Below are 22,393 nucleotides of genomic sequence, written 5' to 3'. Positions count from 1 at the left end.
CCGCGGGGTCAGGGGGTCAGCCCGAGAGCGGGTGGAAGCGGTTCTGGGCCGGCTCCAGGCCGTCGGACAGCAGCGCCTCGGCGGCGTCGGCGGCCAGGTCCAGCCCCAGGTCGAGCTCCTTGTTCTCGGCGCCCGAGAACCGCTTGAGCACGTAGTCCGCCGGGTCCTGACGACCCGGCGGCCTGCCGATGCCGAACCGGACCCGCAGGTAGTCCTTCGTCCCCAGCGAGCGGCTGATCGAGCGCAGGCCGTTGTGCCCGCCCTCGCCGCCGCCCCGCTTGAGCCGGACGACGCCGAAGTCGAGGTCCAGCTCGTCGTGGATCACGATCACCTCGGTCGGCGGGACCGAGAAGTACTTCACGAGACCGGTGACCGGACCGCCCGAGAGGTTCATGTACGTCCGGGGGACGGCCACGGTCACCGGGCGGCCGGCCAGCCGGCCCTGGGCCACGTCGGCGTTCGACCGCTTGTGGACCGAGAACCGGCCGGCGCCGGCCCGCGCCGCCAGCAGGGCGGCGACGCGGGTACCGACGTTGTGCCGGGTCCCCTCGTACTCCGGGCCCGGGTTCCCGAGCCCGACGACGAGCGCGGGACCCGGCACCGCACTCACTTGTCGGAGTCGCCCTCGGAGGACTCGTCCGAGCCCTCGGAGGACTCGGACGCCTCGGCCGACTCGCCGGCGGCCTCCTCGTCGTCGGACGGGTCCTCGACGACACCGGCACCCTCGGTGTCGATCTCGGCCTCCAGGTCCTCCTCGGTCGGGGCCGGGACGACCTGCACGACGAGGTACTCCTCGTCGGTGCGCAGCTCGACGCCGTTCGGCAGGCGCAGGTCCTTCGCGTAGTACTGGGTGCCGATCTCGGCCTCCTCCACGGAGACCTCGATGTTCTCCGGGATGTTCAGCGCGTCGGCCTCGACCAAGACGGTGTTCAGGTCCTGGGTGACCAGCGAGCCCGGGGCGGCGTCGCCGGTGACGACGACGTCCAGCTCGACCTCGACCTTCTCGCCCCGCTTGATGACGAGGAGGTCGACGTGCTCGATGTAGGGGCGCAGCGGGTGCACGACCACGGTCTTGGTCAGCGCGAGCTGCGGCTTGCTGCCGTCGACGTCCAGCTCGAGCACGGCGTTGCGGCCCTGGTCACGGACGACGGCCGCGAACTCCAGCGACGGCAGCGACAGGTGCACCGGGTCGGTGCCGTGCCCGTAGAGGACGGCGGGGATCTTGCCGGCACGGCGGGTGCGGCGGGCTGCGCCCTTGCCGAACTCGGTGCGGTTCTCGGCGGGGATGCGGGTCTGGGCCACGGGTCCGTGCTCCTCGTAGATCTGCTGCGGATGGAGGCGCGCGGCGAGGAGCCGACCGGGATCGGTTCACGTCGATCACGGCGGGTCAAGGTGCACCCGCCCTCGCCGCGGAGATGGCGGAAGTCTACGCGACGCCCTCCACTACACGTCCGGGCCCCCGCCCGCAACGGCGAACGGCGCCCCACCACGAAGGTGGAGCGCCGTCCGGGGACCGCCGGGATCAGGCGTCGGTCAGGCGTTGCCGTCGAACAGGCTGGTCACCGAGCCGTCCTCGAAGACCTGGTGGATCGCCTCGGCCAGCAGCGGCGCGATCGGCAGGACGGTCATCTTGTCGAAGCGCTTCTCGGCCGGGATCGGCAGCGAGTCGGTGAAGATCACCTCGTCGGCGCCGCAGTTGGCGAGGCGCTCGGTGGCCGGGCCGGAGAGCACGCCGTGCGTCGCCGCGACGACGACCTTGGTCGCGCCCTCCTTCAGCAGCACCTCGACCGCCTTCGCCACCGTGCCACCGGTGTCGATCATGTCGTCGATGACCACGCAGCAGCGGCCCTCGATCTCGCCGACGACCCGGTTCGCGACCGCCTCGTTCGGCTTCAGCGGGTCGCGGGTCTTGTGGATGAATGCCAGCGGGGTCCCGCCGAGGGTGTCGGCCCAGCGCTCGGCGAGCCGCACGCGACCCGAGTCGGGCGAGACGACCGCGAAGTTCTCGTCCGGCCGGGTGTCCTTGATGTGCTGCGCCAGCACGGGCAGCGCGAACAGGTGGTCCACCGGGCCGTCGAAGAAGCCCTGGATCTGCGAGGTGTGCAGGTCCACGGTCAGGATCCGGTCGGCACCGGCGGTCTTGAACATGTCCGCGACGAGGCGGGCCGAGATGGGCTCGCGGCCGCGGTGCTTCTTGTCCTGGCGGGCGTAGCCCCAGAACGGCATGACGGCGGTGATCCGCTTGGCCGAACCGCGCTTCAGCGCGTCGACCATGATCAGCTGCTCCATGATCGCGTCGTTGATCGGGGCGGAGTGCGCCTGGATCACGAACGCGTCGCTGCCGCGGACCGACTCCTCGAAGCGGCAGAAGATCTCTCCGTTGGCGAAGGAGTACGCCGACTGCGGAGTGACCGTGACGTCGAGCTCCTTGGCCACGTGGTCGGCCAGCTCCGGGTGCGCCCTCCCCGAGAAGAGCATCATGTTCTTCTTCGGCGTGCCTGCGATCGCGCTCACCGTGCGGTGCCTCCTCGGCTGAGGTCTCTGTTGTCGCTGTTGTTCCCGGCGTCGTGGTCGACGCCGCCGGATGTGCCGTCGCCGGCCGGGCCGGAGCCCGCCCGTTCGGCCGCCTCGGCGGCCGGGGTGCCCGGGCGCTTGCGGTTCACCCACCCCTCGATGGTGCGCTGTGTCCCACCCGACACCGCGAGCGCCCCCGGCGGGACGTCCGACCGGAGCACCGTCCCGGCTCCGGTGTAGGCGCCGTCCCCGACCGTGACCGGGGCGATGAACATGGTGTCGGAGCCGGTCCGGACGTGCGAACCGATCGTCGTCCGCTGCTTGCGGACGCCGTCGTAGTTCACGAACACCGACGAGGCGCCGATGTTGCTCATCTCGCCGATCGACGCGTCCCCGACGTAGGTCAGGTGCGGCACCTTGCTGCCCGCGCCGATGTCGGCGTTCTTGACCTCGACGAAGGTGCCGATCTTGCCCCGGGCTCCGAGCCGGGCGTGCGGGCGCAGGTACGCGAACGGGCCGACCGAGGCGCCCTCGCCGATCTCGGAGTCCGAGCCGTGGGTCCGGACGACCGTCGCGCCGGCCCCGACCGCGCAGGCGGTCAGCGTGGTGTCCGGGCCGATCTCGGCTCCCTCGCCGACGGTGCACGCGCCGTGCAGCTGCGTCCCCGGGTGCAGGACGACGTCGGTCCCCAGCTCCACCTGGACGTCCACCCACGTCGTGGCCGGGTCGACGACGGTGACGCCGGCGAGCATCCAGCCGCGCAGCACCCGGCGGTTCAGCTCGGCCCGCAGCTCCGCCAGCTGCACCCGGTCGTTGACGCCGCGCAGCAGCCACTCGTCGTCGCAGCGGACGGCGTGCACCGTCCGCCCGCCGGCGACGGCGCTCTCGACCAGGTCGGTCAGGTACAGCTCCTGCTGCTCGTTGTGCGCGGCGAGCCCCGTGACGCCCGCGCGCAGGAACTCCGCGTCGAAGGCGTAGACCCCGGAGTTGACCTCGCCGATGGCCCGCTGCTCCGGCCCGGCGTCGGAGTGCTCGACGATCGCCGTCACCGCACCGGCCGGGCCGTCGCGCACGATCCGCCCGTACCCGGTGGGATCGGCGGGCTCGCCGGTCAGCAGGGTCACGGCCGCGGCGTGCCGCTCGTGCTCGGTCACCAGCGACGACAGCGTCGTGGAGTCGAGCAGCGGGACGTCGCCGTAGGTCACCAGCACGGTGCCGGTCAGGTCCGCCGGGAGCGCGGTCAGGCCGCAGCGCACCGCGTCGCCGGTGCCGAGCATCTGCTCCTGCACGGCGGTCGCGACCTCGCGGCCGAGTTCCCCGGAGAACCCGGTGACGGCACCGGCGACCCGCTCGCGCTGGTGCCCCACGACGACCACCAGGTGCTCCGGCCGGACACCCGCCACGGCGTGCAGCGCGTGCCCGAGCATGGGCCTGCCGCCGAGGGGGTGCAGGACCTTGGGGGTCGCCGAGCGCATCCGGGAGCCGGCGCCTGCGGCGAGGACCACCCCCGCGGCGACCGCGGCGCGGGCGGGGTCGGTCGGTCCCCCGTCGTCGCCCTGATGGGGGTCGGGCATGTTCGGTTCCTCCTGCTGGGGTCCACCGCCGCCCGTCCGGGCGGCCCGTGCGCTCAGCCACACGACAGGGGGTCGGCGTGGACCGGCCCGCCGTGACGGAAGGGAATCGTACGGGGCCCGGCCGGGACGTCCCCGGCCCCTCACGGGAGGGGCGCCGCGTCCTACCCACGGTGACCGGCACACCCCGTTCGGGTGGCCTCGTCGAAGATCAAACCTTCGGGTGGTAACCGCCGCCGCGAGGTGTCGTTCAACCGGGCACGCGGCCGGAGTCCGGGCCGTGACCGGAGTGACGACAGGAGTGCGATGACGCGCGAGGTCGGGGGACGCCGCCGGCGTTCCCGCGTGGTGACGGTCCTGGCCACAGTGGTGGCCCTGGCTCTCGGCGTGCTGCTCGCCGGGCTGGTCGGGACGGCGTCGGCCGCGCCGCCGGAGGGCCCGGACGATCACGGTGACCGCGGGCGCGGGTCGTCGCAGGACGGCGGCGGCGAGGGTGGCGGTGACGGCGGCTCGGACGCCCGGGCCGAGGGCCGCACCGAGGGCACCCCGTGCAGCACCGAGGCGCGCGCGTGCGTCGACCGCGCCGGCCGGAAGGCCTGGCTGATCAAGGACGGGCGGATCGAGGTCGGCCCGGTGCCCGCGGCGCCGGGCGGGCAGGGGCAGTCGACCCCGCTCGGCACCTTCCAGGTCGAGTGGAAGAACCGGGACCACCGCAGCGCGGAGTTCGACAACGCGCCGATGCCGTTCGCGGTGTTCTTCGCACCGGGCGGGATCGCCTTCCACGAGGGCAACGTGGACTCGCCGTCGGCGGGCTGCGTGCGCCTGGACCGGGCGAACGCCGAGCGCTGGTTCGGGGCGCTCCAGGTGGGCGACCGGGTCGAGATCCGGGAGTGACCTGCCGCCCGGTGGCCCGGCGCGTTTCGGCGCGACGGCCACCGGGAACGGAGTGGACGGAAGCGCGGCCGGGCCATCCGGTTGTGCACAACTGATTCCGATCCGCCTGGAGGCACGATGCCCACCCGCAGCGCTCGCACCGCCTGGAACGGCACGCTCGAGGAGGGTTCCGGTCAGGTCGAGCTGAGCAGCTCGAAGATCGGCACCTACGAGGTCAGCTTCCCGAAGCGCTCCGCCGAGGAGGCGAACGGCAACACCTCGCCCGAGGAGCTGATCGCCGCGGCCCACTCGGCCTGCTTCGCGATGCAGCTGTCGGCGAACGTGGCCGAGGCCGGCGGGACGCCCGAGTCGCTCGAGGTGTCCGCGGACGTCTCGCTCGGGCCGGACAAGGACAACGGTGGCTTCAAGCTCACCGGCATCACGCTGAAGGTCCGCGGCGAGGTCACCGGCCTCGACGACGACGGGTTCCAGCAGGCGGCCCGCGCCGCCAAGGACGGCTGCCCGGTCTCGAAGGCGCTGACCGGCGTCCGGATCGACCTGGACGCCGCACTCGAGGGCTGAGCCCGGAGCACACCCTCGCCGAGATGCGGCTCAGCGCGATTCGTCGATCACCGGACGACGCTGAGCCGCATCTCGGCGGGTCCGGTCACGTGCCGGACCACTCGCGGCTGCGTTTGCGGGCGCGGGAGTACACCGCCACCGCCTCGAGCTGCGAGGTGACCTGCAGCTTCGTCCGGATCGAGCCGATCTGCGTGCGGACCGTGGCGAGCGAGACGACCAGGGTGTCCGCGATCGTCCGGGCCCGGTGGCCCGCCGCGAGCATGGCGAGGACCTGGTGCTCGCGCGGGGTCAGCGTGGCGAGCCGGGCGTCGTCCTGGAGGGCCCCGTTCCGGTGGGTCAGGAAGTGCCGGACGAGGTCCTCCCGGCGGGCCGACGACAGCGGGCTCCGGCCGTTGCGGGCCTGCTGGACGGCCTCCAGCAGCGCCTTCAGCGGCTCGCGCTTGGACACCCAGAGGTAGCCGCCCGCGTCGAGCGCCGCCCCGATCCGCACGGCGTCCGAGCTGCCGGTCAGCACGATGACCCGCCAGCCCGCCGCCGTCAGGTCGGGGATCAGTGTCGCGACGTCGATCCGGTTCCCGAACTCGTCGTGCCCCAGGTCGAGCTCGAGCACGACGATCCCCTCGCCGTGCCGGGTCAGCCGCCGCACGGTCTCGAGGGACCGGGGCGGGTAGAACGCGGCCCGCTCGCCCGCCGACTGCAGCTCCATCGCGAGCGCGGTGCCCACGAGTTCGTGGGTGTCGACCACGAGGACGGGCCGGGCGAGGGTGTCGCCCGTCGGCGAGAGCCGGGACGCCGTGCCGGTCACCGCCGGGCCCCCGGGCCGGGGACCGCCCGCCGCCCTGCGGGCCCGACCCCGGCGAGGAAGACCGGCACGTGGTCGGCGCCGCAGGGGTGCCAGGCCCGCACGACGACGTCGCGCTCGCCCAGCACCCGGACGGCCACGGCCTGCGCGACCCGGGCCGGTGCCCCGTGCCCGGCGCCGCGCGCGGCCAGCGTGATCGACCAGCTCCGCACCCGGCCGTTCCACGCCTGCAGCTCCCAGCCGCGTTCGTGCACGTGACCGGAGTCCGCCATCCGGTCGTGGACCAGCAGGTAGGTCGCCGGGCCGGGCTCCGCGGACCGCCGGGCGTCCGGCTCCGGGCCGGGATCGTCGTCGTGTCCGGGGGGTCTGCGCCCCGGTACGGGGATGCGGCGCAGGACGTGCGCCGCCGCGTCCCGCGGCCGGGGGAGCCTGCGGAGCCTGCGGCGCTGGAGGTGGTCCGTGGCGGGGTCGAGTGGTGGGTGCGACCCGTGCATGCGTTCTCCCTGGTCGTCTCCGGTGACCGCAGTGGCGGCGACGCCGCTCCTGGGCGGTCGTCGTCGCCGGTCCGCTACGAGCGGCTCGGGAGGCGGGGTGGTCCGGTGCCGGCGGGGAGCGGTGTCCGGTCCTTCCCGGCAGGGGGTACCGGCGCGGGGTGTGGCTCCGCCGCGAGGATCTGCACGGGTGTCCGCCGCACGGGTCCCTCCGTGTCCGCGCACGGGGTACCGGTCCGGTTCCGGGCGCGCTCGTCGACTGTGTCCTACAGCCGCCGGGGTCCGGGGCGGGTCGGAAAATACTGCTCCGCGGAGGCGGCGCCCGGTACCCCCTTTCGTGGGTTCACGCCCTGAACGGCGGGGTGGCGGCCCTGCGGCAGAGCGTCAGGCTTTCCCCTCGGACGGCGTCATCGTCGCGGTGTCGAGGGTGCCCTCGACGACGCCGCGCGCCACGTCCGAGAGCCGGGTGCTGGTGGAACGGGCGTACGCCCGCAACCGGCCGAACGCCTCGTCCATGCCGATACCGCCGCGCTCGGCCAGCACACCCTTGGCCTGCTCGATGACCACCCGGCTGGTCAGGGCGGCCTGCAGCTGCTCGGTCAGCAGGTCCCGCTCCCGGGACGCCCGGTCGGACAGGATGCCGATCGTGGCGACGTCGGCCAGCGCCTGCCCGACGGCCAGGTCGCCCGCGGGCATGGCCGTCGGGGCGTGGTGGAACAGGTTGAGGGCGCCGATCGTGCTGCCGCGCCAGCGCATCGGGAGCGCGTGGACGGCCCGGAACCCGGAGGCCACCGCGCGACCGCCGAAGGCCGGCCACCGGGGGTCGCCGCCGAGGTCCGGGGCGCGCACCAGGGCGCTGCTGCGGAAGGACTCCAGGCACGGCCCCTGGTCGGTGTCGATCTGGAACCGCTCGAGCAGCGCGGCGACCTCGGTGGACGCGGAGACGGCCTGCAGTGCACCCCGCTGGTCCGTCAGGACCAGGCCCGCGGCGTCGGCCCGGAGCAGGGTGACGCAGTCCGAGCACAACCGTTCGAAGAGCTCGATCACGTCGTAGTCGTCGACCAGGGTGTCGGCGAGCCGGACGAACGCCTCGATCAGCGGCCGTTCCCGTTCCGGCGGCGCCGGCACGGGCGGTGACGGAGTCATCACATGTCCCCCTCGATGCCGTGCTCGGTCGGGTCGATCTCGGTGAGACCGGGCTGCCGCGATCCGTCCGCGACAGCCGCAGCCGGCGGGCGACGACGTCCGTGGCGATCCGGCCGGGCTCCGGTCCGGTCATGAAGGTGGCAGCCCGCGGGCCTGCCAGGGCCGAACCGTCCGGACCGGCCTCCTGCCGGCGACGTCCCACCTGACGGCTCCGCAGCCATGGTGTCGCGATCGGCGCTGTCGGGCAACGTCCGGGCGGCGACGTCGGGCGCTCGGGGGCCCCGGAGATCCCGCAGGTCGGGGCGCCGTACCCGGGAGGGCGACCGCGGCTCGGCCGGACGCCGGAGCCGCACCACCCGGACGGCCACGCCGGGCTCCCGCGCCCGCGTCGTCGTGCGTGCTCCACCGCCAGGATTCGAACCTGGACCATCGGAACCAAAATCCGAGGTGCTGCCGTTACACCACGGTGGATCGTGCGGTTCATCGTGGCACGGCCGGTTCCGGGCCCCCGCGGCGCACCTCGCCCGACGGTTGCTTTGCGATGCTCCATCTCACGGACAAACACCCACTATCGGGCGATGTGACCCCGGGCGCGGTGCCCGCGCGTCGAGTTGACAGACTTCCGTCCGTGCTGAACACGGATGCTTCCAGTGAGGTGGGCGAGCCGGTGACGTCGCAACTGTCCGGCACCACCGTCACGTGCCGTCTGTGCGGTTCGACGGACCTGCGCAGCTTCTGCGACCTCGGCGCGACACCGCCGTGCGAGCTGTTCCTGACCGCCGAGACGGCCGAGCGTCCGGAGACGACGTACCCGCTGCACGTGCGGGTCTGCAACTCCTGCCTGCTGGCCCAGCTGCCGCCGGAGATCTCTCCGGAGGAGACGTTCGAGGAGTACGCGTACTTCTCGTCGTTCAGCTCGTCCTGGGTGGAGCACGCCCGTCGTTTCGTGGACTCCGCCGTCGTCCGCGCGGGACTCGGCACCGGCTCGTTCGTCGTCGAGGTCGCCTCGAACGACGGCTACCTGCTGCAGCACGTCGTCGCCCGCGACATCCGCTGCCTCGGTGTGGAGCCGAGCGTCAACGTCGGCGAGGCGGCCCGCGGCAAGGGTGTCCCGACGCTCACCGCGTTCCTCACCCCGGAGACCGGCGCCCGGGTCCGCGCCGAGCACGGCCCGGCGGACCTGGTGTGCGGGAACAACGTGTTCGCCCACATCCCCGACGTCGTCGGCTTCGCGCAGGGCCTCCGCGCCATGGTCGCCGACGACGGCTGGGTCTCGATCGAGGTCCAGCACCTGCTCACGCTGGTCGAGCGCAAGCAGTTCGACACGATCTACCACGAGCACTTCCAGTACTACACGCTGCTCACCGGGCAGCGGGCGCTCGCCGCGGGCGGCCTGACCCTGGTCGACGTCGAGCTGCTCGACACCCACGGCGGCTCGATCCGCATGTGGGCGCGTCCCGCCGACGTCGCGGGCGAGCCGTCGGAGCGCGTGCGCGAGGTGCTCGCGGCCGAGGAGGCCGCCGGCCTGCACACCCCGGAGGGCCACGACGGGTTCTCCGAGGCCGTCTCCACCATCCGCGACGACCTGGTGTCCTTCCTCGTCGACGCCCGCCGCCGGGGTAAGCGGGTCGTCGCCTACGGCGCGCCGGGCAAGGGGAACACTCTGCTGAACTACTGCGGGATCCGGCCGGACCTGCTCGAGTACACGGTGGACCGGAACCCGTACAAGCACGGCCGGCTGACGCCGGGCACCCGGATCCCGATCCACGCCCCGGAGCGGATCGCGCAGGACCGCCCCGACCACGTGCTCGTCCTGCCCTGGAACCTGCGCACCGAGCTGACCGAGCAGCTGTCCTACGTGCACGAGTGGGGCGGCACGCTGGTCTTCCCGATCCCGTCGCTCGAGGTGGTGTGACGCCGTGAAGGTCGTCCTGTTCTGTGGTGGTTACGGCATGCGGATGCGCGACGGCGCGTCCGATCTCCCGAAGCCGATGCACCCGGTGGGCCCGCGCCCGCTGATCTGGCACGTGATGCGCTACTACGCCCACTTCGGGCACACGGACTTCGTCCTGTGCCTGGGCTACGGCGCGCACCACATCAAGAACTACTTCCTCAACTACGACGAGACCGAGTCGAACGACTTCGTCCTGCACCAGGGCGAGGTCGAGCTCATGGGCAGCGACATCCAGGACTGGAACATCACGTTCGTCCACACCGGCCTGGACTCGCCGATCGGTGAGCGGCTGCGCCGGGTCAAGGCCATCGTCCAGGACGACGAGATGTTCCACGCGAACTACGCCGACGTCCTCACCGACGCCCCGCTGGACACGATGGTCGAGCAGTTCACCCGCTCCGACGCCGTCGGGCAGCTGATGGCCGTGCCGCCGCAGTCGGCGTTCCACTGCGTCGACGTGTCCGACGACGGCACGCTCGACTCGATCACCACGCTCCAGGAGATGCCGCTCTGGGAGAACGGTGGCTACCTCATGTTCCGGCCCGAGGTGTTCGACTTCCTGGAGAAGGACTGCGACCTGATCGGCGACGTCTGCGCCCCGCTGGCCCGCAAGGGCCGCATGTCGGCGTACCGGCACCGCGGGTTCTGGCAGCCGGCCGACACGGTCAAGGAGCGCAACGCGCTCGAGGCCGCCTACCAGGGCGGCACCCGGCCGTGGATGCTGTGGGAGGCACACGGCACCGACCGCGACCCGCTGCAGGCCGCGATCGCCGAGATGCACCGCAGCAGCCACCAGCGCGACTGAGCGACGCCCGCGCAGCGACCATGGACACCCACGCGCGAGTCCGGGGGGACGAGAAACCGTGCTGAACCTGCTGCCCGAGCGGCTGGACCGCATCCTGCTGCTCGGCGCGCACTGCGACGACATCCCGATCGGGGCGGGCGGCACGCTCCTGGAGCTGTGCCGCGCCTACCCGGGGGTGAACGTGACCGCACTCGTCCTCACCGGCGCCGGGTCGCTGCGCGAGGAGGAGGAGCGGGCCGCGCTCGCCGCCTTCACCCCCGGCGCGAACCTCGAGGTCGTCGTCATGGACCTGCCCGACGGCCGCGTACCGCAGCACTGGGAGCGGGCCAAGATGGCGCTGGAGGACCTGCGCACCCGGGGCGAGCCCGACCTCGTCATCGGGCCGTCGCCGCACGACGCGCACCAGGACCACCGGACGCTCGCGCAGATGATCCCGACGGCCTACCGGGACCACCTGACGCTCGGGTACGAGATCCTCAAGTGGGAGGGCGACCTCGCCCAGCCGTCGGTCTACCTCCCGCTGTCCGAGCCGGTGCTCGGCGAGAAGATCGCGAAGCTGAACGAGCACTACGGTTCCCAGCGGGACCGCACCTGGTTCGACGACGAGACGTTCCGCGGGATCGCCCGGGTCCGCGGCGTGCAGTGCCACGCCCGGTACGCCGAGGCGTTCCACGTCCAGAAGCTGACGCTGTCCGTCGCCCCGATCGCCGGATCGGAGCCGGCGCCCGGCTTCGGCACCGGGCCGTGACACCCCACCGACCTACTGAAGGGACCACCATGCGGGTACTGCTCACCGGACATCAGGGCTACCTGGGGACGGTGATGGCACCGCTCCTCGCCTCGGCCGGCCACGACGTCACCGGGCTCGACTCCGGGCTGTTCGCCTCGTGCGTCCTGGGCAGCCTGGACACCCCCGACGTCGAGGGCTTCCCGACCGACCTCCGCGACGTCACCGTCGAGCAGCTCCGGGGCTTCGACGCCGTCGTCCACATGGCGGCGCTGTCGAACGACCCGCTCGGCTCGCTGGCCCCGGAGATCACCTACGACATCAACCACCACGCCTCCACCCGGCTGGCGCGGCTGTCGAAGGAGGCCGGTGTCGGGCGGTTCGTCTACGCCTCCACCTGCTCGGTCTACGGCGCCCAGTCCGGCGACGACCTCGTCGACGAGGACGCCCCGCTGAAGCCGGTCACCCCGTACGCGATCTCCAAGGTCCGCGTCGAGGACGACCTGGCCGAGCTGGCCGACGCCGACTTCGTGCCGGTCTCGATGCGCAACGCGACCGCGTTCGGCTTCTCGCCGCGGCTGCGCGCCGACATCGTGCTGAACAACCTGGTCGGCCGGGCGATCCTCACGAACGAGGTCACCGTCCTGTCCGACGGCACCCCGTGGCGCCCGCTCGCGCACGCCGAGGACATCGCCGGTGCGGTCGTCGCCGCGCTGGACGCCCCCGCCGACGTCGTCCGGGCCCGGGCCTACAACGTGGGTACCGAGAAGAACAACCGGACCGTCGCCGAGATCGCCCAGGCGGTCATCGACGCCGTCCCCGGCTCGACGCTGAACATCACCGGCGAGGCGGGCAACGACCCGCGGTCGTACCGGGTCGACTTCGCCCGCGCCCGCAAGGAGCTCGGTTTCGAGGCCGGCTGGACCATCCCGGCCGGTGCCGAGCAGCTCGCGACCGAGTACAAGGCCCGGGGCCTCACCCAGGACGCCTTCGACAACTCCTTCACCCGGCTCGCGGTGCTCAACGCGCGGCAGGCTGCGGGGGAGCTCGACGGGGGGATGCACGTCATCGGCGGCTGACGCCGCCCGTGAGTGGTTATCGTGGCCCTGACCGCGATAACCACTCACGAGCGCCGGAGGCGCCATGTGCCGCAACATCCGGACGTTGCACAACTTCGAGCCGCCGGCGACCGTCGACGAGGTGGACGCGGCCGCGCTCCAGTACGTCCGCAAGATCTCCGGTTCGGCGAAGCCGTCGCAGGCCAACGCCGAGGCGTTCGAGAAGGCGGTGTCGGTGGTCGCGGCGGCGACCCGCGAGCTCCTGGACGGTCTGACCACGACCGCCCCGCCGAAGGACCGCGAGGTGGAGGCGGCCAAGGCCCGGGCCCGCGCCGAGGTGCGCTACGCCCGCTGACCGGCCCCCGCGCCCGACGGGCATGACGTGCCGGTGGTCCCGGCCACCGGAACGTCACGCCGGGCGGGCGGGTCCGCCGAACCGTGGGCCCTACTCCGCGGGGACCGCCAGGGCGTCGATCTCGACGAGCATCTCCTCGCGGGGCAGGCCGGCGATCACCGTCGTGCGGGCGGGCAGGTTCCCGTCCGGTACGTGCCGGGACACGAACTCGCCGTAGGCGGTGTTCATGTCCGCGAAGTGCGCTCGGTCGGTGAGATAGACCCGGAACATCAGGACGTCGGCCACCGAGGACCCGCCGGCCTCCAGGATCGCCCGGACGTTCTCCAGCGTCCGCAGCGTCTGCGCCTGGACGTCACCCGGGGCGATGTAGGTGGCGGTGGCCGGGTCCATCGGTCCCTGGCCGGAGACCTGCAGCAGACCGCCCTTGCGGATCGCCTGGCTGAAGGTGTGCGCCGGGGCCGGCGCGTCCGGGGTGGAGACGACGGTCGTGCTCATGGGGAGGGTTCCTCTCGGGTCGGGCGCCAGCCGTGCTCCCGGGAGATCGTCCCGGTCACGGCCAGCAGTGACGGGACCAGCTCGATCAGCTGGTCGTAGGTGGCGACGATGCTCGGCACGGACACCGAGACGGCCGCCACCACGGTTCCGGCCGGTCCGCGGACCGGCGCCCCGATGCAGTTGATCGAGGGCTCGTTCTCCTCGCGGTCCTGCGCCCAGCCCTGCTCGCGGACACGGGCCAGCTCCGCCCGGTAGGCGCCGCGGTCGGTGATCGTGGCGGGGGTGCGGGCGGTGAGGTCCGCGCCGTCGAGCACCCGGTCCACCGCGGCCGGGGTGAGGTCGGCCAGCAGGACCTTCCCGGCCGCCGTCGAGTGCACCGGGCCGCGGAGCCCGACCCGGGACGCCATGCGCACGTGGTCGTGCGACTCCAGCTTGTCGATGTAGACGATCTCGCTGCCGACCAGCTCGGACAGGTGCGTGGTGTGGCCGTGCGCGCGGTTGAACGCGAGCAGGTGCGGGGCGGCGATCGAGCGGACCTCGCGCTGGTCCAGCCCGCGCGACGACAGCTCGAACAGCCGGGACCCCAGGTGGTAGCGGTGCTGCCCGTCGCGGTGCACGAAGTGCTCGTCGCCGAGCGTGCGCAGCAGCCGCAGGACGGTCGTCTTGTGCACGTCCAGCCGGGTCGCCAGCTCGTCCAGCGACGCCGGTCCCTCGCCGAGGACGACCAGGATCCGCAGCGCCTTGCCCAGGCTGGTGCTCACGTGCGGACCCCCTCGACGACGCCGTCCGGGCCGACGCGCAGGCGCGCCCACGCGTCGTCGCCGAGGTCGAGCAGGCGGTCGGGCAGCGGGGCGGCCGAGTCGCCGGCGACGACGAGCACGGCCGCGGCACCGAGGTGTCCGCGGCGCAGGCAGCGGCCGACGTCCTCGCCGCGGACGAGCCCGGTGAGCAGGCCCGCGGCGAACGCGTCGCCCGCACCGACCGGCTCGACGACGTCGACCTGCAGTGCCGGGCGCGCGGTCACCGAGCCGTCGCGGTGCACGGCGACGGCACGGTCGGCGCCGTCCTTCAGCACCAGCAGCTCCGGATCCGGCAGCAGCGCCCGCAGCCCGGCCGGGTCGGCCGTGCCGAACACCCGGAGCGCCTCGTCGCCGCCGGTCAGGACGATGTCCGCCCGGCCGGCGTGCGCGACGACCGTCGCCGGGTCGCCGCCGGGCCACATCTGCTCGCGCCAGTTCACGTCGAACGAGACCCGGTACGCCCGGGGCCGTTCCAGCAGCGCCGCCAGCGCGGCGGGGGAGACGGCCGAGGTGATCCCGCCGACGTGCAGCCAGGACGCCGACGCCAGCCGGTCCCGGATGCCCGGCCGTTCCCGCAGGTCCGGTCCGGCGGCGGAGGCCGCGGACCCCGCCCGCCGGTAGTGCATCCGGGTCCGCGGGCCGTCGGGGCCGGGCTCGGTGGACTTCGCGTAGCGACCGGTCGGCCGTGCGGGGTCGGTCTCGATGCCGCCGGTGTCCACGCCCGCGGCGGCGAGCGCTCCGGCGACGAGAGCGCCGTGCGGGTCGTCGCCGAGACGGCCGACCCAGGCGACGGGCACCCCGGCCGCGGCGAGATCGAGCGCCACGTTCACCTCGGCGCCCGCGGCGCTCGCGGGGGCGGCCGGATCGTCGATCCCGCCGGGCCGGGACACCAGCGCCAGTGCCTCGCCGAAGCACACCACACCGCCCGTCGCGGGCCGCCGACCTGCGCTCTCCACTGCTCGAACTCCTTCGTCGCCGTTGACCCGGCCGTCGGGGCGATGCTAGAACGGCCGAACCGAAATACGCAACCAGCGCTGCAAAATACGCAACGCGCCAGTTCAGACGGGGGAAACAGGGGATGACGACGTCGACGGAGACCGGACTCCGGCTCGGATCGCTCGGGGCCGAGCGGCCCGGCCCGTTCGCCAAGTCGCTCCCGCCGCTCGACGGCACGGTCGCCGACTGGCTCGCCGGGGCGCCCCCGCTGTCCGCGCTCGCCACCCCGGTGCTGACGCTCGACGACGCCGCGCTGCACGCGAACGCCCGCCGGATGGCGGAGTGGTGCACCGGGCACGGCGTCGAGCTCGCCCCGCACGGCAAGACGACGATGGCGCCCGCCCTGTGGGACCTGCAGCTCCGCACCGGGTCGCGCGGCATCACCCTGGCGACCCCGTGGCAGGCGCTGGTGGCGATCGAGTTCGGGGTCCGGTGGGTCATGCTGGCGAACTCGCTGGTCGACCCCCGCGGGCTCCGCGCGGTGGCCGCCGCCCGCGACGCCGACCCGTCGCTCGAGGTCGTCAGCTGGGTCGACTCGGTCGACACGGTCGTCGCGATGGAGGCCGGGGCCGGGAGCCCGGAACGGCCGCTCACCGTCGTCGTCGAGCTCGGGGCGCCGGGCGGCCGGACCGGGGCGCGGTCGGTCGCCGATGCCGAGCGGGTCGCCGCGGCCGTCGTCGCCAGCCCGGTGCTGCGGCTCGGCGGGGTCGGCGGCTACGAGGGCGCGCTCGCCCACGACCCGTCACCCGAGTCGCTCGGCACCGTCCGGGCCTACCTCGACGACCTGGCCGAGCTGCACCGACGGCTGCTGCCCTCCTACGAGACCGGCGAGATCGTCGTGACCGCGGGCGGCAGCGCGTACTTCGACCAGGTCGTCGAGGCCCTGGCCGGGCTCGCGGACGACCGCACCCGCGTCGTCCTGCGCTCGGGTGCCTACCTGGTGCACGACGACGGCTTCTACCGCGGCATCTCCCCGCTGGCCCGGGAGGGCGACCGGCCGTTCCGCTCGGCGATGCACGTCTGGGCCCGGGTGGTGTCCACACCGGAGCCGGGTCTCGCGCTGCTCGACGCCGGCAAGCGGGACGTGCCGTTCGACGAGGGCCTGCCCGAGCCGCAGCTGCTCGCCGACGACCTCGGGCGCCCGGCCCGCCCGCTCGCCGGGACGGTCACCGCGGTCAACGACCAGCACGCGTTCCTGCGGACCGACGAGCCGGTGACGGTCGGGCAGGTGGTGCGGCTCGGGCTGTCCCACCCGTGCACCGCCTTCGACAAGTGGCGCTGGATCCCGCTCCTGACCGGCGCCGACGACCCCGACCCCCGGGTCGCCGGCCTGGTCCGGACGTTCTTCTGATGCGCACGTTGCTGCGCGGCGGGACCGTCGTCGACGGGACCGGGGGGCCTCGCCACACCGCCGACGTCCTCGTCGACGGCGACCGGATCGCCGCGGTCGGTGACGGCGCGGGCGCCCGGTCGGACCGGGTCGTCGACGTGACCGGCATGGTCGTCGCACCCGGGTTCGTCGACATGCACGCCCACTCCGACCTGCGGCTCCTCACCGAGCCCGCGCACCTCGCGAAGATCTCCCAGGGTGTGACGACCGAGCTGCTCGGCCAGGACGGGCTGTCCTACGCCCCGGTCGACGACGACGTCCTCGTCACGCTCCGCCGCAAGATCGCCGGCTGGAACGGCGACCCCGGCCCGGACGCCTTCACCTGGCGCAGCGTCGCCGGGTACCTCGACCGGCTCGACGAGGGCGTCGCCGGGAACGCCGCCTACCTCGTCCCGCACGGCACGGTGCGTGCCCTGGTCTGCGGCTGGGACGACCGGCCCGCCCGCCCGGACGAGGTCGCGCGGATGGCCGACGTCGTCCGCACCGGCATGACCGAGGGCGCGGTCGGGCTCTCGGCGGGACTGACCTACACCCCCGGGATGTACGCCGACGGCGGCGAGCTCGTCGAGCTGTGCCGCGCGGTCGGCGAGCTGGGCGGGTTCTTCGCCCCGCACCACCGCAGCTACGGGGCCGGCGCCCTGGAGGCGTACGCCGAGATGATCGACGTCGCCGACCGGTCCGGCTGCGCGCTGCACCTGTCGCACGCGACGCTCAACTTCGGGCCGAACCGCGGCCGGGCCGGTGAGCTGATCGCGATGCTGGACGCGGCGATCGCCGGCGGCACCGACGTCACCCTGGACACCTACCCGTACCTGCCCGGCGCGACGACGCTGTCGGCGATCCTGCCGAGCTGGGCCCAGTCCGGCGGGCACGAGGCGACCCTCGGGCGGCTGCGCGACCCGGCCGCGCTCGCCCGGATCCGGGAGGACCTGGAGGTGCACGGCTCGGACGGCTGCCACGGCGTCGTCGCAGAGTGGGACACCATCGAGATCAGCGGCGTCACGGACCCGGGGCTGGCCGGGTACGTAGGGCGCACCGTCGCGGAGATCGCCGGGCCGGACGACCCGTTCGACGTCTGCGTCGATCTCCTGCTGCGCGACGACCTCGGCACCGGGATCCTGCAGCACGTCGGGCACGAGGAGAACGTCCGCGCGATCATGCGCCATCCCCGGCACACCGGCGGCAGCGACGGGCTGCTCGCCGGGGCGAAACCGCACCCGCGCGCCTGGGGCACCTTCCCGCGCTACCTCGGGCACTACTGCCGCGAGCTCGGCCTGTTCTCCCTGGAGGAGTGCGTCGCGCACCTGACGGGGCGGGCCGCGGACCGGCTGCGGCTGGCCGACCGCGGGTACGTCCGCGCGGGCCTCGCCGCCGATCTCGTCGTGTTCGACCCGGACGCGGTCGCCGACACCGCGACCTTCGCCGACCCGGCCCAGCAGGCCGCCGGCATCCCGTTCGTACTGGTGAACGGGACCTTCGCGATCGACGAGGGCGAGCGGACCGCCGCCCTCGCGGGCCGGGCCCTGCGCCGCCGTGCGGACGGGAGCACGTCGTGACCTGCGCCCCCTTGCTCTGCAGACCGCCACGCACCACCCCCCGCCCGAGCACCGCCGCCCCGGCAGGAGAACCCCGATGACGGCCTTCCTCGACTGGCTGCAGAACGACACGTCCGGCCTGCTCACCCTGGCCGCGGCGAGCGTCGTGCTGCTCCTGCTGATGATCATGCGGTGGCGGCTGGAGCCGTTCGTCGCGCTGATCGTGACCGGTGTGCTGGTGGCGCTGGTCGCCGGCGTGCCGATCACCGACCTCGTCGGGACACCGATCTCAGCGTCGGACTCGCTGCTGGAGACCGGCTTCGCCGGGATCCTCGGTCACATCGCGCCGATCATCGGCCTGGGCACCGTGCTCGGGGCGATCATGGAGCGGTCCGGGGGAGCGGACGCGCTCACCGAGCGGCTGCTGCGGCTGTTCGGGCCGCGGGGCGCGCCGCTGGCGATGGGCGTCACCGGCGTCGTGCTCGGGATCCCGGTCTTCTTCGACATCGGGATCTTCGTGCTCGCCCCGCTGGTCTACGTCGCCGCCCGGCGCGGCGGCCGCTCGCTGGTGCTCTACGCGATGCCGATGCTCGCCGGCCTGTCGATGACGCACGCGTTCCTGCCGCCGCACCCCGGCCCCGTCACGGCGGGCGGCCTGCTCGGCGTCGGGATGGGCTGGATCATCGCGATGGGCCTGCTCTGCGGGATCCCGGCCTGGCTGGTCAGCGGCGTCTGGTGGGGTGCGTTCATCGGGAAGCGGGTGCTCGTCGACGTCCCCGAGGACGCCCCGGGCGCCACCGGTCCGGCTGCGGGCACGGCCGCGGGCACGGAGTCCTCCCCGGACGGTGCCGGCGGTGCCACCCGCACCGCCGAGCGGGCGGAGGTGGCGACGACGCCGCGGCCGCCGTCGGTAGCCCTCATCGCGCTGATCATCGCGGTGCCGATGCTGCTGATCCTCGGGGCCACGGTCGGATCGGTCGCACTGCCGGAGGGCACCGTCCTGCACGACGTCCTCGTCTTCCTGGGCACCCCGGCGATCGCGCTGACGATCAGCGTGCTCCTCGCGATGTACCTGCTCGGCGTGCGCCGCGGGACGTCGATGGCCGAGCTGAGCCGGATCTCCGGCGAGTCGCTGCGCCCGGTCGGGATGATCCTGCTCGTCGTCGGCGCCGGCGCGTTCTTCGGCAAGGTGCTGCAGGAGACCGGGGTCGGCGACGCGCTCGCCGGGTCGATGACGGCGATCGGGCTCCCGCTGATCGTGTCCGCCTACCTGATCAGCGCGGCGCTGCGGATCGCGCAGGGCTCGGCCACCGTCGCCATCGTGACGACGGCGGGGATCATCGGCCCGACCGTCGCCGCCGGCGGCTACTCGCAGCCGCAGATCGCGCTGATCGTCGTCGCGGTGTCGGCCGGGTCGATCGTCGCCAGCCACGTCAACGACGGCGGGTTCTGGATCGTCGCGAAGTACTTCAACATGTCGGTGAAGCAGACCCTGCTGACGTGGACGGTGCTCGAGACGATCCTGTCCGTCGTCGGGTTCGCCGCCGCCGGTCTGGTGTGGCTGGTCGTGTGAGCCGTCAGTGCCGCGGGTCGGCGTCGAGGCTGATCGGGGCCCCGTGCGGGGTCGCGGCAGCGGCGCGCAGCCAGGCATCGGTGCGCTCGTCGACCGAGCCGGGATCGGTGAGGCCGTGCTCGGTGAGCAGCTCCTCCAGCGCGGCGAGCCAGGCGTCCCAGTAGTCCCGGCCGTCCTCGAGCTCGGCGCCGAGGGTCTCGGCGAAGTCCTGCCGGTCGAGGACGCCGCGGTCCTGCAGCGACACCGCCAGCGCGAACACCTGCGCCTGCCAGGGCTCGTCGAACACCGGGCCGTCAGGCGGGCTCAAGGTAGCTCTCCCAGGCGTCGACCGAGACCGACGACGTCGGGTCGGCGTCGGGCCCCCACAGCTCCGGTCCGGTGAAGACGACGGTGTAGAGCTGCTCGGGGGCCTCGCCGTGGCCGTGTGCGCGTGAGTCGGGCAGCACGTGCGCCCCGCGCCGTGTCTCGACGACCCCGCAGCGGCCGCGGACGTAGCGGGGGAGCCGGGTGTGCCCGCGCGGGTGCACCACCCGGGCCCGGACCCGGTCGCCGGGGGCGAACCGCGGGCCGGCGGGCTCGTCGCGCAGGGTCGGTGCGCCGGTGGCCAGCACCTCGGCGGTCTCGGCCGCGCCGAGCGGGGCCGGGGTGGCGACGCCCGGGCGCAGCGACCGGCCCGAGGCGAGCTCGTCGTCGCCGACGAGGCCGTGCGCGACGAGGAGCTTCTCGGTCGCCGCCAGCCAGATCTCGTAGTAGGTCAGGTTCAGGTAGAGCGGCGGCGGGAGCGACTCGCGGGCGTGCCGGGACTCGTCGATCGACCAGCCGCCGGGCCGGGCCGCGGCCAGGGTCAGCGCCAGCACGAGCGGCTCCCAGTCCGCGTGGAACCGGACGTCCTCGGGCTCGGGCTCGACCGGGCCGAACCCCATCGCCCCGCCGAGGTCGTGCGCGCCGTTCACGCCGTCGCCACGCGGGTGCCGATCATGGAGTCGCGGGAGACGATCGCGGCGAGGTCGTCGGCGGACCAGCCGTCGGTGCCGGGCGGGCGCTGCGGGACGACGAGGTAGCGCAGCTCCGAGGTGGAGTCGTGCACCCGGATCGCGACGTCGTCGCCGAGGACGGTGCCGAAGTCGGCGAGCACCCCGCGCGGGTCGAGCACCGCCCGCGACCGATAGGCCGGGGACTTGTACCAGACCGGGGGCAGTCCCAGGACCGGCCAGGGATAGCAGGAGCACAGCGTGCAGACGACGAGGTGGTGCTCGTCGTGGGAGTTGAAGACCGCCGCGAGGTGCTCGCCGCCGCGACCGCCGTAGCCGAGCTCGGCGACGGCCGACGTCGCGTCCTCCGCGAGCCTCCCGGCGAAGCCGGGGTCGGTCCACGCCCGGGCGACGACGTGCGCGCCGTTCCGCGGCCCGACCCGGTGCTGGTAGGTCTCGATGATCTCGTCGAGCGCGTCCGGGTCGACGTACCCCTTCTCGACGAGGATCGACTCGAGCGCCCGTACCCGGGCGTCGACCGGCCGCAGCTCTCCCGACATCACCCTGACGCTAATCATCCCGGTGCCGTCCGTCGAGGGTCGTGTGCAGGTCACCGGGCCGTCGCCCGCGTGTCCCCCGCGAGTCACCGGCGTGTCGGCCGCCGGACGACGACGGCCCGGCACCGCGGAGGCGGTGCCGGGCCGTGCGTGCGGGAGGCAGGACGTCAGGCGTCCGCGAGCGCGGACTCGAACTCGTCCGCCTTGAGCGGGGCGAGGTCGGAGACCCGCAGGAAGTCGCCGAGGGTCGTGCCGGTCGCACCCGAGTCGACGTTCTTCGGCCCGCGGCCGGCCCGGACGTCGTCCAGGTTGATGGTGCGCAGGTCGTAGGAGAACCGCGTGACGTCGGAGGTGTTCGGTGCCGACGCGTGCAGGTGGTTCGACGAGAACATGAAGACGTCGCCGGACTGGCCCGCGATCCGGATCTCGCCGCGGGAGTCGAAGTCCTCCAGCGGGAGCGGGTGCGGGCGGGTGTCGGCGGTCTTGTTGTCCGCGGCGGCGGTGCGGTGCTTCGCGACCCACTCGTCGTAGTCGTACTGGTTCGAGCCGTTCTTCACCGGCTTGTCGAAGTAGTCGGTGTACATGCTCATGACGTTCTCGCCGACGACGTCGAAGACCGGCGTCCAGTAGTTCACGAGCTGCTGGGGGTGGCCGTACCACATGTCGCGGTGGGCCTTGTAGTTGTAGGAGACGCCCGCGGTCAGGAACTGGTCGGCGGGGATCACGCGCAGCCGGGGGATGTCGAAGTAGGTGCGTTCCGGGTCGACACCGAGGTCGATCGCGAACTGCTGGCACAGCTCCTTGGTGCGCTGCCCGTTGGTGAACTCGCCCTTGAGCGGCTCGACCCGGCGGATGAACTCGTCGACGTCCATCTCGTACTGCGCACGCTCGGGGTCCAGCTCGCCGAAGGCACGGGCGATCAGGTCCTTGGCGTGGTCGGCCAGGGCGTTCGCACCGCCGATGCCGGAGTAGAGGAAGAAGTTGCCCTGGAACAGGGACTCGCGGCGCTCGTCGTCGCCGATCCGGCGGTTCAGGTAGACCGTGATCAACGCGTGCTCCTCCGTGCGGGAGTCCGGGTACACCCCGGCTGACGAGGGCGGACGTTAGCGCACACGATCGGGTGGTCTTCTACGAAGGAGCGTAGTAGTCGGGTTCTGCGACGGGGTGTCGGAATCGTCCCGTTCGCGGTGCGGCAGCC

At 73.4% G+C, this 22,393-nt stretch carries 24 protein-coding genes and 1 tRNA gene; 10 read left to right on the top strand and 15 right to left on the bottom strand.

Annotation, left to right across the window (positions count from 1 at the left end):
• Positions 1 to 16: 16 nt before the first annotated feature.
• From pth to glmU, 4 genes are all read right to left on the bottom strand, one after another.
• Positions 17 to 610, bottom strand: a complete 594-nt coding sequence (gene pth, locus PP1_RS13160; RefSeq protein ID WP_010232611.1) for an aminoacyl-tRNA hydrolase — start codon at positions 608 to 610, stop codon at positions 17 to 19.
• Positions 607 to 1,302: a 50S ribosomal protein L25/general stress protein Ctc gene (locus tag PP1_RS13155; protein ID WP_010232609.1), complete on the bottom strand. Its 696-nt coding sequence runs from the start codon at positions 1,300 to 1,302 to the stop codon at positions 607 to 609. The genes pth and PP1_RS13155 overlap by 4 nt, the downstream gene beginning before the upstream one ends.
• 231 nt (positions 1,303 to 1,533) lie before the next feature.
• Positions 1,534 to 2,514 (bottom strand): ribose-phosphate diphosphokinase, encoded by a 981-nt coding sequence (locus PP1_RS13150; protein ID WP_010232607.1) that lies wholly within the window; start codon positions 2,512 to 2,514, stop codon positions 1,534 to 1,536.
• Positions 2,511 to 3,989, bottom strand: coding sequence for a bifunctional UDP-N-acetylglucosamine diphosphorylase/glucosamine-1-phosphate N-acetyltransferase GlmU (glmU, locus tag PP1_RS13145; protein ID WP_249266073.1), 1,479 nt, complete (start codon positions 3,987 to 3,989; stop codon positions 2,511 to 2,513). Before glmU ends, PP1_RS13150 begins: the two co-directional genes overlap by 4 nt.
• A 402-nt stretch (positions 3,990 to 4,391) precedes the next feature.
• Between glmU and PP1_RS13140 the strand changes: the two genes are divergently transcribed.
• The gene (locus PP1_RS13140; protein WP_060633598.1) at positions 4,392 to 4,979 is read left to right on the top strand and encodes a L,D-transpeptidase; all 588 of its coding nucleotides are present in this window, start codon (positions 4,392 to 4,394) and stop codon (positions 4,977 to 4,979) included.
• 117 nt (positions 4,980 to 5,096) lie between these two features.
• Positions 5,097 to 5,540, top strand: coding sequence for an OsmC family peroxiredoxin (locus PP1_RS13135; protein ID WP_010234715.1), 444 nt, complete (start codon positions 5,097 to 5,099; stop codon positions 5,538 to 5,540).
• An 85-nt stretch (positions 5,541 to 5,625) separates the two neighbouring features.
• Here the strand turns inward: PP1_RS13135 and PP1_RS13130 are convergent, their stop codons facing one another.
• The 4 genes from PP1_RS13130 to PP1_RS13115 form a co-directional block, all read right to left on the bottom strand.
• A complete protein-coding gene (locus PP1_RS13130) occupies positions 5,626 to 6,345 on the bottom strand; it encodes a LuxR C-terminal-related transcriptional regulator (protein WP_075313954.1) in 720 nt (239 codons plus the stop codon).
• Entirely contained in the window at positions 6,342 to 6,836 is a 495-nt protein-coding gene (locus PP1_RS13125; RefSeq protein WP_075299440.1) for a hypothetical protein, read from the bottom strand. Before PP1_RS13125 ends, PP1_RS13130 begins: the two co-directional genes overlap by 4 nt.
• Positions 6,837 to 7,217: 381 nt before the next feature.
• Positions 7,218 to 7,979, bottom strand: coding sequence for a GAF and ANTAR domain-containing protein (locus PP1_RS13120; RefSeq protein ID WP_029239166.1), 762 nt, complete (start codon positions 7,977 to 7,979; stop codon positions 7,218 to 7,220).
• 400 nt (positions 7,980 to 8,379) lie between these two features.
• Positions 8,380 to 8,450: transfer RNA gene (locus tag PP1_RS13115), tRNA-Gln, on the bottom strand.
• 196 nt (positions 8,451 to 8,646) lie between these two features.
• On the opposite strand from PP1_RS13115, the gene PP1_RS13110 reads away from it, so the two are divergent.
• The 5 genes from PP1_RS13110 (at position 8,647) to PP1_RS13090 (ending at position 12,878) form a co-directional block, all read left to right on the top strand.
• Complete coding sequence (locus PP1_RS13110) at positions 8,647 to 9,894, top strand: class I SAM-dependent methyltransferase (RefSeq protein ID WP_369821667.1); 1,248 nt, start codon at positions 8,647 to 8,649, stop codon at positions 9,892 to 9,894.
• Positions 9,895 to 9,898: 4 nt separating this feature from the next.
• Positions 9,899 to 10,738, top strand: coding sequence for a sugar phosphate nucleotidyltransferase (locus PP1_RS13105; protein ID WP_010224485.1), 840 nt, complete (start codon positions 9,899 to 9,901; stop codon positions 10,736 to 10,738).
• 58 nt (positions 10,739 to 10,796) lie between these two features.
• Positions 10,797 to 11,486, top strand: coding sequence for a PIG-L deacetylase family protein (locus PP1_RS13100; protein WP_010224486.1), 690 nt, complete (start codon positions 10,797 to 10,799; stop codon positions 11,484 to 11,486).
• A gap of 29 nt (positions 11,487 to 11,515) precedes the next feature.
• On the top strand, positions 11,516 to 12,544 hold the full coding sequence (locus tag PP1_RS13095; protein ID WP_010224487.1) for an NAD-dependent epimerase/dehydratase family protein: 1,029 nt from the start codon (positions 11,516 to 11,518) through the stop codon (positions 12,542 to 12,544).
• 64 nt (positions 12,545 to 12,608) lie between these two features.
• Positions 12,609 to 12,878 carry a DUF2277 domain-containing protein gene (locus PP1_RS13090; protein ID WP_010224488.1) on the top strand — a complete coding sequence of 90 codons (270 nt, stop codon included), beginning with the start codon at positions 12,609 to 12,611 and terminating at the stop codon, positions 12,876 to 12,878.
• Positions 12,879 to 12,968: 90 nt separating this feature from the next.
• On the opposite strand, the gene PP1_RS13085 is transcribed toward PP1_RS13090, so the two are convergent.
• The 3 genes from PP1_RS13085 to PP1_RS13075 are packed head-to-tail and all read right to left on the bottom strand — an operon-like array spanning position 12,969 to position 15,129.
• Positions 12,969 to 13,373 carry a RidA family protein gene (locus PP1_RS13085; protein WP_010224489.1) on the bottom strand — a complete coding sequence of 135 codons (405 nt, stop codon included), beginning with the start codon at positions 13,371 to 13,373 and terminating at the stop codon, positions 12,969 to 12,971.
• Positions 13,370 to 14,134, bottom strand: a complete 765-nt coding sequence (locus tag PP1_RS13080) for an IclR family transcriptional regulator (protein ID WP_010224490.1) — start codon at positions 14,132 to 14,134, stop codon at positions 13,370 to 13,372. The genes PP1_RS13085 and PP1_RS13080 overlap by 4 nt, the downstream gene beginning before the upstream one ends.
• On the bottom strand, positions 14,131 to 15,129 hold the full coding sequence (locus PP1_RS13075; RefSeq protein ID WP_050802191.1) for a sugar kinase: 999 nt from the start codon (positions 15,127 to 15,129) through the stop codon (positions 14,131 to 14,133). The genes PP1_RS13080 and PP1_RS13075 overlap by 4 nt, the downstream gene beginning before the upstream one ends.
• A gap of 122 nt (positions 15,130 to 15,251) precedes the next feature.
• Between PP1_RS13075 and PP1_RS13070 the strand changes: the two genes are divergently transcribed.
• From PP1_RS13070 to PP1_RS13060, 3 genes are all read left to right on the top strand, one after another.
• Positions 15,252 to 16,520 carry an alanine racemase gene (locus tag PP1_RS13070; RefSeq protein WP_010224492.1) on the top strand — a complete coding sequence of 423 codons (1,269 nt, stop codon included), beginning with the start codon at positions 15,252 to 15,254 and terminating at the stop codon, positions 16,518 to 16,520.
• Positions 16,520 to 18,115, top strand: coding sequence for an N-acyl-D-amino-acid deacylase family protein (locus PP1_RS13065; protein WP_010224493.1), 1,596 nt, complete (start codon positions 16,520 to 16,522; stop codon positions 18,113 to 18,115). The genes PP1_RS13070 and PP1_RS13065 overlap by 1 nt, the downstream gene beginning before the upstream one ends.
• A 76-nt stretch (positions 18,116 to 18,191) precedes the next feature.
• On the top strand, positions 18,192 to 19,667 hold the full coding sequence (locus PP1_RS13060; RefSeq protein WP_010224494.1) for a GntP family permease: 1,476 nt from the start codon (positions 18,192 to 18,194) through the stop codon (positions 19,665 to 19,667).
• 4 nt (positions 19,668 to 19,671) lie between these two features.
• Here the strand turns inward: PP1_RS13060 and PP1_RS13055 are convergent, their stop codons facing one another.
• From PP1_RS13055 to PP1_RS13040, 4 genes are all read right to left on the bottom strand, one after another.
• On the bottom strand, positions 19,672 to 19,974 hold the full coding sequence (locus PP1_RS13055) for a nitrile hydratase accessory protein (protein ID WP_029239168.1): 303 nt from the start codon (positions 19,972 to 19,974) through the stop codon (positions 19,672 to 19,674).
• On the bottom strand, positions 19,961 to 20,620 hold the full coding sequence (gene nthB / locus PP1_RS13050) for a nitrile hydratase subunit beta (protein WP_010224496.1): 660 nt from the start codon (positions 20,618 to 20,620) through the stop codon (positions 19,961 to 19,963). Before nthB ends, PP1_RS13055 begins: the two co-directional genes overlap by 14 nt.
• Positions 20,617 to 21,198: a nitrile hydratase subunit alpha gene (gene nthA / locus PP1_RS13045; RefSeq protein WP_029239169.1), complete on the bottom strand. Its 582-nt coding sequence runs from the start codon at positions 21,196 to 21,198 to the stop codon at positions 20,617 to 20,619. Before nthA ends, nthB begins: the two co-directional genes overlap by 4 nt.
• 164 nt (positions 21,199 to 21,362) lie before the next feature.
• Entirely contained in the window at positions 21,363 to 22,244 is an 882-nt protein-coding gene (locus PP1_RS13040) for a hypothetical protein (RefSeq protein WP_033198676.1), read from the bottom strand.
• Between the last annotated feature and the right edge of the window lie 149 nt (positions 22,245 to 22,393).

It is taken from the genome of Pseudonocardia sp. P1, from assembly GCF_000178675.2.
GTDB lineage: Bacteria > Actinomycetota > Actinomycetes > Mycobacteriales > Pseudonocardiaceae > Pseudonocardia.
The sequence above is the reverse complement of the archived record's forward strand: the minus strand, read 5'-3'. Positions and strand labels throughout refer to the sequence as shown.